Origin of the sequence: Chryseobacterium aquifrigidense, assembly GCF_006716485.1 — a bacterium.
Taxonomy (GTDB): domain Bacteria; phylum Bacteroidota; class Bacteroidia; order Flavobacteriales; family Weeksellaceae; genus Chryseobacterium; species Chryseobacterium vietnamense.
In genome coordinates, this window is the sequence record NZ_VFPD01000007.1 from 1 (window position 1) to 11,916 (window position 11,916).

The following is an 11,916-nucleotide window of genomic DNA, read 5'->3' on the forward strand; positions in this document are numbered from 1 at the left end:
TGGTGAATTTAAACTTTACAGGATTTTTTATCTGCGCATTAATTCCTGTCGCTAAAAATAGTAGAATTAATAAAAACCAATTTCTAAATTTCATTTTACTAAACTAATTTGAATTACTTTTATTTAATAACTGGTGCTTATACCCAAAGAAAGGCCGGCACTCTCAGGAACAAATCTGCAAACACCGCCTACGCAAAGCAGCCCTCCTCTTTGTCTGCCATAAGAAGCCTGAATTCTCGTACTGTTTTTTCTGAAAACCAGCCCTCCGGTATAATAATGCATTTGCTTTTCTTTATCAGAATTTCCATAATTATAAAGGTCGTTTGCGAAAACCGACCAGTTTTTATTGAAGTTATATTCAAAAAGACCGGCTGCCCAGTTTCCATGATAGCCGTTTGCCCATTGGTGCTGCAGCTCAAGTTTCATAGAGCTTTTGGAAAATCTGTAAATATTATCGAGAACGATGGTTTGCGCTTTTACCTCACCACTTGTTTCTTCAACTCTTTGGGTGTTATAGTACTGATTGATAAGTATTAATCCTATTTTCCATTTGTCTTTCAGCCTGGTTCTGATATCAAGGCTTTGGTCTGCATAATACTTTTCTCCTAATGCAAGGAAATCAGTTGTATAATCCCGGATATCATTGATGTATGATCTGTATGTTCCTTTCAATCCGTACCAGTTTGAAATATTCAGAGAGAGGTCTGTTCCGTATTTTCCGCCCAATAATGTTCCTTTTTTTATCTTATAGAAGATGTCAAATTGAGAGCCTATTTCTCCTGACTTCTTTTGAGGAAGAAAAGAAAGCCTTGGTTGTGCCTGATACACATAAATATTGGCCAGGCTATAATCATATTGTTTGGTGAGTGAAGGAATATAATTCAGAACGGAATTATGATAAATGTTTCCGATTTGGTCTCGTTGTGAGTAAAAGTTAAAGTTTTCCAGTCTTCTCAGTCCGGCAATGATTCCAAAGCGGTCTGTAGCATAAGAAAGGTTAAGCAGAAAAGCATTGCCTGAAAATGTATTATTCGGATCCAATGAGTTTACCTGCTTGATATTATCTCTGGTTTTGTAAAGATATTCCAATTCCATTGTAAAATTAGAATGCTCCATTTTCATTCTGGACGAATAGATGCTGACATTTTTAGGGAACTTGGTGTTTTCTCCATTATCTTCATATTTATTAACATAGCTGAATCCGATACTTGTGTGAAGATCTTTCGCCTTTATCATATTATCCAGTTTCAGTTCGGTGTCCAGTCCTGTTATCAGTCCGTCTGAAAGATGAAATCCTAATCTCTGTTTACCTATTAATGCTTTTAGAATGACGGTTTGGCTGGGATCAGTATATTTTATTTTTCCTCCCAGCAGGGAATTGGCAATTCCAAGCTGCTTATCTTCCCATACACGTAGAGCTAAGCCGCTGCCGAACTGTTCATAAAAATGACCTAATGTGACATCTATTCCCGCCTTTTCATTATTATAGTTTATAAAATAAGTGCCCAGGTTGGTTTTATTCAGAACCGGGGAATAATTAAGTAAGGCTTTTGGTTCATATGCTTCAAGCTGTGCCCCTGCGGTGAAGTTTTTTAATTTATAGTTGACATTCAGGTAGTTATTTGATCTGAATCTCCGGTCTTTTTCAGCATCGGAGAGTTTTACTTTGCCGTCATCAATATAATATTGTGAATTGGATTCCAGATTTACAGAAAGTTGGCTGAAAAGATTGACACTGCTCAAAAAAGCGGCACCATATAATAATTTCTTTTGCATAATTAATGGGCGGTATTGTATTCTTTAATCTTTTTGATCAGTTCATCTTCATCTCCGGGAGAATAGCCTATATGTGAATATACAACTTTACCCTTATGAATGATTATGACGTGGGGAATACTGTTAATGTTTAAGGCTCTCTTAAGGGTTTGATTAGAGTCCAGTAATACCGTGTAAGGCCATCCTTTGCTTTTAACAAGTGTTTTTACTTTCGATACCGTACGGGCATCATCTGTAGCGGTTGCCAATAAGGTAAAGTTGCTTTCTTTCTGCCAGTCTTCATACTTGTCATTAATTGCAGTAAGTTCTTCCATACAGGGCAGACACCAAGTAGCCCAAAAACTGACAATCACCGGATTAGAGGAATCTATTTTAGAAAAATTGATTCTATCGCCAGACAATGTGTTTACTGAAATATTGGGAAGGTCCTGAGCATAACAAAAACTTACTAAAAAAAATAAGATTGCTGATAAGATTATTTTTGACATGATATTGTTTTTAATAATTAAACATTTATTTTGTTGGCTAATATATAATAAATTGTGTAGATTTAATGCGAATTATTCATGTATTTGTTGAAATAATTGATTTTATCAAAATGTTAATGTTTAAATTTTCAACTTATTCATTAACATCACACACGTAAAGCTTCATTTTTTAAAAAAACACATTAAAAATTTCAAATTAAAATGAAAAAAAAGTTATTATTTCAAAATTGTGTGATTTTATTTTTTTTGTTACTGGCTTCCTGTAAAGGATCTATGAGTGACGAAGGAGATAATGCGGTTACCTATCTTACAATTTCTTCAGAAGGAGGTAACGAAAAATTGTTGGGAAAAACCTTTACTTTCAAGGTAAAAGATAATCTCAATAATGACATTACTGCAGAAAGTGAAATTTATGTCAATAATCTGCTGATAAATGGAAATCTCTATACGCCATTAGAAAAAGGAGTGTACACTATTCGTGCCCAATACAGAAATCTCCCTGTAAATCCCATCTCTGTAAATGCTGTCATCAATGACGGCGTTAATTTTAAACATAGAATTTTATATGAGGATTTTACTGGCACATGGTGTGGAAACTGTACCCGTGCGGGTGCCAGAGCCAAAAATCTGAAACTGCAGACGGATGATGGTTTTGTCTTTATGGGAATCCATGGTCCGAGCGGCCAGGATCCCTGGTCAAATGCTGTAAGTACTGAAACTGAAATTTTCAAAAATGTTACGGGATCAGACCTTGGCTGGCCCACTATGTTCATTAACAGAAATATAATGTGGGACGATAGTGAAAATTATACTGATATGTCGTTACCGTTGTCTCAGTTAAAAGCCTTCAGTAAAATCGGGATAAAAATAGGCTCTGATGTGTCTGGCAATACCCTGAATGTTGATGCCCGGATTTCTTTTGCCCAAAATTTTTCAGGACTTACAATGGCTGCGTTTATTGTAGAAGACGAGCTGGTAGGTAAACAAAAGAATTATGTTCCAGCTTTGGGTCCTGCGACAATTTACGATTATGTTCACCATAATGTTTTAAGGGACAAGCTGACGTCATCGGTTGCTGGAGAAAACATTCCGGATTCACAGACCGGGATTTCCAACGAATATTCAAGAACATTTCAATATACTATTCCTTCAGCATACCAGCGGGACCACCTTAAAATTATTGTGATGGTAATGGATGGAAAAGGAAATGTGTTGAATGTAAGAGAAGAAAAGATAGGCATAACCAACACCTATGAATTTTTATAAAATTATTATTTACTAACTTAAATTATCAAACAAATGAAAAAGATTTTATTCACGATGTGTATCCTGATGTTCGGGATATACTATTCACAGACTTATTACAGTCAGGATTTTAATACTGCCGGGCTCAACGGATGGGTGAGCACGGATATCGACGGTGATGGGAACCAGTGGTTTAATGGAAATGCTTCCGGTATATATCCCAATCTCGGTTCGGGAACTATGGTTTCATATTCTTATAAAAGCGGACAGGCACTTACACCCAATGACTTGCTTACTTCTCCATTAATCGATTTGAGTACGGTTACTGCTTCCAATGTTTTCCTGTTGTATGATGTCATGACACATCCTCAAAATTCAGGAACACCAGAAAAATACTCTGTTTATATTACTACAACCAATAATCCGACGGCCATTACAGCTTCTACTCCGGTTTATACTGAAAGCCCTTCTTATGCCGGGGTTCAAACAAAAACTATTGACCTTTCGTCTTTTATAGGACAGCAGGTATATGTATCCTTCAGGCATTATGATTCTACCCCTTTTTGGTTAATTGGGATGGATAATGTTGTTGTAAAAACATTAAATAACAATGATGTTGCACTGAAAAACATTTCCTTAACCCGTTATGGAGTAATCAATACAGATTATTTTATCGCAGCAACTGTAAAAAACAACGGAGCACAAAGTGTTAATAATATAACGCTGAACTGGAATGATGGCACAGACCATTCTGCTGTAATAGCATTAACTACGCCTTTAGCAGCCGGACAGGAAAAAGTAATTACGCATTCGGTTGCTGTGAATTATCCTACAGTCGTAAATAAAAATATTACATTTTCTGTTACCGGAGTCAATGGAGCAGCGGATTCTACTCCCGCAGACAATACATTGTCAACCCAGTTTATAAGTGTAAGCCAGAATTCACCTAAAAAAGTAGTGATTGAAGAAGGGACGGGAACATGGTGCGGCTGGTGTCCAAGAGGAGCGGTAGGAATGCATAATGCTGAAAATAGTTTTCCTAATGATTTTATAGGAATTGCCGTACATAATAATGATCCAATGACTTTGGCTGCATATAATACAGGAGCAAGCTTTAACAGCTTTCCGGGAATGAATGTGGACAGAAGCCTTCTGAAGCTGAGTGTTGGTCCTGACTTTTCTGAGTTTATTAATGCAAGAAAATCACTGATTGTCCCAGTTGCACTAAATGCAACATCTTCCCTGGCAGGAAGATCCTTAACATTCAATGCATCTGCTGTTTTCAGAACCAACTTTACAAATGCTAACTTCAGATTTGCAGCAGTCGTTATAGAAAATGAAGTGAAAGGAACTATTTCAGGCTATAACCAGGCAAATTATTATGCCGGAGGAGCGGCCGGACCTATGGGTGGATATGAAAGTAAGCCCAATCCGGTGCCTGCTGCGGATATGGTTTATGATCATGTAGGCAGAATACTGTTAGGTGGATATGCCGGACAAACCGGATCTGTTCCTGCTACCATAACTGACGGACAGGTTGTAAATTATACATTTACAGCAGATATTCCAACCACATATAACTTGGATAAAATAAAAGTTGTTTTGCTTTTATTGGATGGTACAACCGGTGAAATAGTAAATGCTGCAGGACCTTTTGCCATAAGCACAACATTAGGAGTTCATACTGCTGAAAAGGCAGATAATGACCATGTATTATATCCTAACCCTGCAAAAGACTACTTCAAAATCAACGGAAAAGGAAAAGTCAACATTAAAATTTTTGATGTCAATGGAAGAATAATTCTTGAAAAAGAAGGTGTAGAGCCTAATACTCCGATTTCTGTACATGATTTTGTAAAAGGAACTTATCTTGTTTCCATCAAAGAAAAAGATGCGGAACCGGTTACTAAAAAGTTAATTATTAAGTAATTTCTCACAATCCGGGAAGCTGTATAACAGCTTCCTGGTTTTATAAATTAAAAAATTATGAAAAATATTAATTACATTATATTTCTGCTCGTTTTTATCTCTTTTTATGGGAAAGCGCAGCTTGCATTGGCAAAAGAAGACGGAACACCAATAAATGACGGAAGTGTTATTACTTATAACAGCGTGGATGAAAACCTCGCAACTTTACATTACAAGATTAAAAATACCTCTTCCAGCCCTGTTAATGTTCGATCAAAAGTTATGAATATTATCAATGCTGACGGAAGTAATTTTCAGTTCTGTTACCAGAATACCTGTCTGCCATTTATCATTTTAGGAGCAGTTTATCCCGGAAATTCCAAACCGGCAATCAATGTTCCGGCAAATTCTGAAGTTTCAGGTGGGTATACCATGTGGAACAAAGACACTGGTTCAGGAACATTCCCAATGGACTATATAATAAAATATTATCTGGTTGATAACTTTAATAATGAATATGGTACACCTGTAACATTTACCTACAGATATAATCCTAATGCGACATTAGGAGTACATGATATGACAAAAAGCAAGACGTCTTTTGCTGAAATTAATGCAACCCGTGTCAAATCTGTAATCAATATAACTTCCAAAGAAGATTTATCCTATATCCTGTATACCACTGATGGGCGAACTGCTTTGGCTGGAAACCTTAAAAATGGAAAAAATGTTATAGATGTTTCTCGTCTGCAGCAGGGTAATTATATTGTTTTTTTAAAGAATAACAGAGGTGAAGCTTTATCAAAAAAAATAGTAAAAGAGTAATTTAATTATTTTCAATAACGAATTTTCTTTTTAGCGGGCAAAAGACTATCTTAAATTGAGATGGTCTTTTGCTGTTTTACAATGAAATATTTTCCTGTTTAAAAGTGATAAATCATATTTATTTTACTATTAAGAAGTATAAACAAGTAAAATATGCATTTAATAATCTTATATTTAAACTTACATTTAACAAGATCAGGAAATGAACAGATGGATTAAAAATTTACTCATAGTTTTCGGGGTTCTGGTGGGACTTGTTCTCGTTGCAAATTTCGGATTAAATATATGGCTTAAAACCCAGCTTCCGGACTATATAAAAAAGAACACGGACTATCAGGTTTCCTACAAAACCCTTGATGTGGATTTAGGAACCGGAAATATTTTAGCAACGGGAATCTCTGTTAACAGTAAAGATCCCCAAAACACAGACGTTATTGGATTGCAGGGTACTGTAGATACCTTAAAAATAAGTCGTTTCGGGATTTATGATGCTGTTTTTAATAAAAGAATCAACTCATCCGATCTGCTGCTTTCAAAACCTGTTTTAAATGTCATTCTTGCAAAGCCTGTAGACCGCAAAACCGGAAAAAAAAGAAATCCGGTTTTATTTGAAAATATAAGGATCAACGAGGGTAAAATTGCTGTTTTCAGACATACCAAGCAGAAATTTCTATCGGTACAGCAATTGGATCTGTTTGTAGAAAATTTACAAATGACGGAAGAATCTGTAGAAGATAAACTACCCGTTGTTTTTGACAGATACAGCATTAAAGGAGAAAAATTCTTTTTCCGCCCTGATGACACGTATGCGGTCACTATAAGCAGTATCAATACCAGTAACGGACAGATGGCAGTCGAGAATTTCAGACTGACTCCGCTGCTCTCATTCGCTCAGTTCAAAAAGTTTTATCCTAAAAAAGCCCAATTATTTGAATTTGCGGTTCCTAAGATGGATTTTACCGATGTCATTTTAAACAAAAATAAAGTTTCACTTACCAATGCAGACTTCCGGAATCCTGTTCTGAAAGTCTATAATACTGGAATAAAACCTAAAAAAACTGAAAAAAAATCAAATTTTGAGGTTGATTTAAAAAATGTAAAGCTTAATAATGCTATAGTAAAGGTTACTAAACCAGATGGAAATAATCTTCTGTCCGTTGGAAATCTTATGCTGAATATCAATCAGCTGAGGTTTAATAAAGAAACGTCCGAGCAGGTCATTCCTGTAGGATACAAAGATTTTACTATTGCAGCCAGGAATATTGAATATTCCAACGCCCAGAATATAACAGTAAGAAGCTTTGCGCTGAAGCCCGCCAATGGGGAAATCCGGGACGTTGTATTGACGTCAGGTCATCCTGCACCAGGAAAAACAGCAGCAGATTTAAAAACGAATCATATTGCTTTTAATATCAATAAACTGGAATTTATTGATAAAAAACTCAATGTTGATCTTAAAGACCTTCTTATAGAAAATGTAAACGGTACTTTTAGAGCAGGAGAAAAACCAGCCAATAAATCTGCCGGGCCCGGTATTATTAATTCCGTCATCATAAGAAAAACATCTTTAAAAAACTCAAACATTACTTATGATAAAGGAAAACAGCCTTTAACTTTCCATGATCTTAATGCAACGGTAAATAATATTGAATTATCACCTAAGCCTAATCAGCCGGGGCTGTCCTTCAAAGTGAAAGACTATTATATTACCACGAGGAACCTGGCTTATAAAACACCGTTTTACAACATGAGCCTTGGACTTCTTAAGCTGAATAAAAATAAGATACAGATTACCAGTTTTGCCATGAAGCCTCTCGTTTCAAGAGCACAGTTTATCAAAATGATACCCGTTGAAAGAGATCTGTATGACTTAGAAGCCGGACAAATTACCGCAGAAGGAGAATGGGACCTGTTTTCTCACAATAAAATGGTAAATGCTTCGCAAGTAGGTATTGAGTCCGCACATGCCAATATTTTCAGAAGTAAAATCCCCAAAGATGACCCAAAAATAAAAGCATTATATTCTAAAATGCTGCGTTCTATTAAAATTCCAATGACCATTCATAACCTTGATCTGAAAAATTCGGTTCTGGTATACGAAGAAGATACTCCGGAAAGTATGGGACCGGGAAAACTGACCTTCAGCAACTTTAATATGAACGTTAAAAATCTGAATTCTGCTAAAATAAAAGGAAGACCTACAAAAGTGGACATAAAAATCAACTGTTCTTTCATGAATCTCTCACCACTTTCCGTAAACTGGAACTTTGATGTAGCGGACCAGAATGATAGATTTGCCATTTCCGGAAAAACATCCAATCTTCCTGCAAGTGGGATCAATCCCTTTATCAGGCCTTATCTTCATGTGACAGCGACTGCAGGAACTATCCAGGAAATGCTTTTTAACTTCAAAGGAAACCCTGCCGGATTACATGGAACATTTAATCTTAAGCATAAAGACCTGAAAATTGCTGTTCTCAATAAGAATAACCATGAGAAAAAAGGATTTCTGACCGCAGTAGCTAATGTTTTTCTGAAATCAAACTCAGGAAACTTCCCTGATGCAGTGACGGTAGAAAATGTAGAACGTGATCCTACAAAATCTTTCTTTAATCTTTTCTGGAGAGGAATAGAACAGGGATTAAAGAAAACCCTGATTGGTGCAAATGTCGAAAAAACGGAAAAGAAAGTCAAAGAAGCAGTTTCTTCTGTAAAAGAAATGAAACAGTCGGTAAAAGAAATAAAGCAGGAAATAAAAAATAAAAAAGAAACTCCCCGGCCCGAAGCTGAGAAAAAAGAAAAGAAAGGTTTTCTGAAAAATATGTTCAGAAAAAAGGAGAAAAACGTAGAATAATTCTTTAAACCATTAAGGTGGAATTGTTGACTGCGAGATAAGGATCCCAATGTTTTTAATTACAACAACCTTAATGGTTTAAAAAATTAATATATGATAAAATTGTTAAAAATTGAATTCGTCACTTTCCTGAATAGGGATGTCTCTTAAAAACTTATCAAATTCTTCACCGGGATAATTGCTGTCTGCACCATAAGAATCTATAATCATTCCACGGTTGCCTGCATTATCCTTTACCACATAAAGTACTGCATTATCATCAGGGTTACTGTCACCTTCAAAGCGGTAAGTTTTTAAAATTATCAGTTCAGATGGCTGGTACACTTTCTCAGAGTTTTCAAACTTCATTTCACATTTTTCGTTCATTCTGAACTCCCTGTGTATTCCTCTTTCAGAAAGCGTTTTCATCACTTGGCTCAAGGTCGTCATTCTGTCAATGTTTTCTGGATTTTCCATAATAATATTTTTGTTTTTAAGTACAATAATTAAACCATTGCCATCTTAAATGTAAGAAAAATAGCAGATTGTAATTTTCCTAAAAATAAAGTTTAATGTTAACAAAAATTATAATCTTAAAAAATAAAATAGGTATACTTTTTGCAATGGTATCAATAATAAATCAGAGAAAATATGAAAAAAGAAGTTGGAGTTTTACTGGCAGGAGGAGTTGGTCTTTTGGCAGTATTGAGTTTAATAAGCATTAAAAAAATTTTGACTAAAAAAGATAAAAAATATAGTGATTCCTATTCGGACTATCACAGACACTTTGATGAAAAAAATAATGATGATGAAACTCATGGAGTAGAATTATTCGCGCTGAAGTAGTAAAAAAATATATTTAATTATGTTTAAATCCAACGCTTTTGAAAGTGTTGGATTTTTCTTGTGGAAAACTTTAATGTTAAAACTCATTATTTTATAAAAATTCCATTCTAATTTTACAGCAGAATGCAAAACGAAAATTTCATAAAAGGTCAGAGAGCTCAGCGAAACGTTGTCAATCGTTTCGACAGATATACGTATGAACCTGATGATGAAGATTTCGAGACCGTAAAAACCTCTTTCACAGAAGTATTTCCCAAAACTATTGTCAATCAGGTTAAAAGTGAAGATCTTCCAATGGAATATTCCATGAATCCTTATCAGGGATGCGAACATGGATGCTCTTACTGCTTTGCAAGACCTACCCACGAATATTGGGGCTACAGTGCCGGAATTGATTTCGAAAGAAAAATCATGGTAAAGAAAAATGCTCCCGAACTACTGGAGAAATTTTTTCAAAAAAGAGGCTATCAAGCTGCCCCGATTTTATTGTCCGGAAATACAGACTGCTATCAGCCGGCCGAAAGACAATTTGAAATTACCAGAAAACTACTGCAGCTTTGTCTTGATTACAGACATCCTGTCAATATTCTGACAAAAAATGCACTGGTGTTAAGAGATCTCGATATATTAAAACCAATGGCAGAACAGAATCTGGTTTCTGTTTCTCTAAGCATTCCAACCATTAACGAAGAATTAAGAAGAAAGATGGAGCCAAGAACGAGCTCAGCAAAAAATAAATTAAAAGCTGTAGAAATTCTTTCTGAAAACAAAATTCCTGTACACGTAATGGTTGCCCCTATTATCCCAGGTCTCAATAGTGATGAACCTTTAAATATATTGAAGGCTATTTCGGATGCCGGCGCCTTAGGATTCGGATATACCCTTGTAAGACTAAATGATACCGTTGAGCCGGTTTTTGTGAACTGGATTGAAACTCATTTTCCGGACAGGGCGCAGAAAGTATTAAACCTTATCCGTTCTATGAGAGGCGGAAAACTTGGAGATAAAAGATATTTTGAAAGACAAAGGGGAGAAGGGAATATTGCAGAAATGATTCATACCACCTTTAAGATCGGCAGAAAGAAGTTTTTTGCAGGTAAAGAATTTCCAAAGCTTTCAGCCACTAATTTTACCGGAACCCGCGATCAGCAATTAAGACTATTTGATTGATTATGACATCCGGATGAACCTGCCTATTATATTATAGTATAAAGAATATCTATTTTCAACACTTATTATATATAGTATATACTATGATTTCTTTCTCAGGAGCTATTTCCTGCTATCCATTCATACTCCTCGCGCCAACGCACTCCCACGCTCAGTCCCACCCATTCTTCAACCCATGCTGCGGGGTAACCATTACTATCAGGGCTAGGGGAGGATATAAGTAATAAGTAATAAGTAATAAGTAATAAGTAATAAGTTGGCACAAATGAAAACAAGTTCACATAGGCTGTAATAAAATATTCAACATGATCCGTGTCAATCTGTGTCATCCGCGGTTAAAAATATAAACCATTCAATAGGAACGGACTATAATCCTGAGCTTCGTCGAAGGAAGCCCGTTTAATCAAAAGGAACTCCTTAATTCGGCTTTAGCCCAAGCCTATATATAGATATTAATTTAAAAAAGCTATTCTCTATAATTATATACATCTTATTTTATTCCTCCACCCCCAAAACCCTGCATCTCATATCCCGAATCCCATCACCCCGCATCCTATATCCTTCCTTACTCTCAAACTCACCCCGCTCGCAGTCCACACCCCGCACCCCGCATCTCGCTCCCCCGTATCATCCATTTTCACCCTCTCCAGCGCTCAAACTCTCCAACCCTTCCACACTCTCACCCGATCCCCAAACAAATGTTTAAAATTTTTCACTCTGCTACCCAGTCCTTTAAGGCTTAATATTACAAAACGGTAAAATTTATGTTAAATAAAGTTGCGTGGTGTGTATGAAGTTTCTATCTTTGCCCCACTGAAAAACGAA

General features: G+C 35.9%; 9 protein-coding genes. 6 read left to right on the forward strand and 3 right to left on the reverse strand.

Going from position 1 to position 11,916, the window contains the following annotated elements:
* Positions 1 to 123: 123 nt before the first annotated feature.
* Complete coding sequence (locus FB551_RS23060; RefSeq protein WP_142019063.1) at positions 124 to 1,776, reverse strand: DUF6029 family protein; 1,653 nt, start codon at positions 1,774 to 1,776, stop codon at positions 124 to 126.
* Positions 1,777 to 1,778: 2 nt separating this feature from the next.
* Positions 1,779 to 2,264 (reverse strand): TlpA family protein disulfide reductase, encoded by a 486-nt coding sequence (locus FB551_RS23065; RefSeq protein ID WP_052186709.1) that lies wholly within the window; start codon positions 2,262 to 2,264, stop codon positions 1,779 to 1,781.
* A gap of 201 nt (positions 2,265 to 2,465) precedes the next feature.
* On the opposite strand from FB551_RS23065, the gene FB551_RS23070 reads away from it, so the two are divergent.
* The 4 genes from FB551_RS23070 (at position 2,466) to FB551_RS23085 (ending at position 9,096) form a co-directional block, all read left to right on the forward strand.
* Positions 2,466 to 3,530 (forward strand): Omp28-related outer membrane protein, encoded by a 1,065-nt coding sequence (locus tag FB551_RS23070; protein WP_047426227.1) that lies wholly within the window; start codon positions 2,466 to 2,468, stop codon positions 3,528 to 3,530.
* Positions 3,531 to 3,563: 33 nt separating this feature from the next.
* Positions 3,564 to 5,438: a T9SS-dependent choice-of-anchor J family protein gene (locus FB551_RS23075; RefSeq protein WP_142019064.1), complete on the forward strand. Its 1,875-nt coding sequence runs from the start codon at positions 3,564 to 3,566 to the stop codon at positions 5,436 to 5,438.
* A gap of 57 nt (positions 5,439 to 5,495) precedes the next feature.
* Complete coding sequence (locus tag FB551_RS23080) at positions 5,496 to 6,242, forward strand: T9SS type A sorting domain-containing protein (protein WP_142019065.1); 747 nt, start codon at positions 5,496 to 5,498, stop codon at positions 6,240 to 6,242.
* A gap of 202 nt (positions 6,243 to 6,444) precedes the next feature.
* Entirely contained in the window at positions 6,445 to 9,096 is a 2,652-nt protein-coding gene (locus FB551_RS23085) for an AsmA family protein (RefSeq protein WP_142019066.1), read from the forward strand.
* Between the two features lie 105 nt (positions 9,097 to 9,201).
* Here FB551_RS23085 and FB551_RS23090 read toward each other — a convergent pair whose 3' ends face one another.
* Positions 9,202 to 9,552: a hypothetical protein gene (locus FB551_RS23090; RefSeq protein ID WP_047426219.1), complete on the reverse strand. Its 351-nt coding sequence runs from the start codon at positions 9,550 to 9,552 to the stop codon at positions 9,202 to 9,204.
* 174 nt (positions 9,553 to 9,726) lie between these two features.
* Here FB551_RS23090 and FB551_RS23095 point away from each other — a divergent pair, with 174 nt between their 5' ends.
* Positions 9,727 to 9,921, forward strand: a complete 195-nt coding sequence (locus tag FB551_RS23095) for a hypothetical protein (protein ID WP_047426218.1) — start codon at positions 9,727 to 9,729, stop codon at positions 9,919 to 9,921.
* A 123-nt stretch (positions 9,922 to 10,044) separates the two neighbouring features.
* Positions 10,045 to 11,091, forward strand: coding sequence for a PA0069 family radical SAM protein (locus FB551_RS23100; protein WP_142019067.1), 1,047 nt, complete (start codon positions 10,045 to 10,047; stop codon positions 11,089 to 11,091).
* Positions 11,092 to 11,916: the final 825 nt, after the last annotated feature.

Bases quoted from the DNA above. Each gene is read 5' to 3' on its own strand.
- FB551_RS23065 (WP_052186709.1), bottom strand. From the start codon at position 2,264: ATGTCAAAAATAATCTTATCAGCAATCTTATTTTTTTTAGTAAGTTTT.
- FB551_RS23060 (WP_142019063.1), bottom strand. From the start codon at position 1,776: ATGCAAAAGAAATTATTATATGGTGCCGCTTTTTTGAGCAGTGTCAAT.
- FB551_RS23080 (WP_142019065.1), top strand. From the start codon at position 5,496: ATGAAAAATATTAATTACATTATATTTCTGCTCGTTTTTATCTCTTTT.
- FB551_RS23100 (WP_142019067.1), top strand. From the start codon at position 10,045: ATGCAAAACGAAAATTTCATAAAAGGTCAGAGAGCTCAGCGAAACGTT.
- FB551_RS23075 (WP_142019064.1), top strand. From the start codon at position 3,564: ATGAAAAAGATTTTATTCACGATGTGTATCCTGATGTTCGGGATATAC.
- FB551_RS23070 (WP_047426227.1), top strand. From the start codon at position 2,466: ATGAAAAAAAAGTTATTATTTCAAAATTGTGTGATTTTATTTTTTTTG.
- FB551_RS23090 (WP_047426219.1), bottom strand. From the start codon at position 9,552: ATGGAAAATCCAGAAAACATTGACAGAATGACGACCTTGAGCCAAGTG.
- FB551_RS23095 (WP_047426218.1), top strand. From the start codon at position 9,727: ATGAAAAAAGAAGTTGGAGTTTTACTGGCAGGAGGAGTTGGTCTTTTG.
- FB551_RS23085 (WP_142019066.1), top strand. From the start codon at position 6,445: ATGAACAGATGGATTAAAAATTTACTCATAGTTTTCGGGGTTCTGGTG.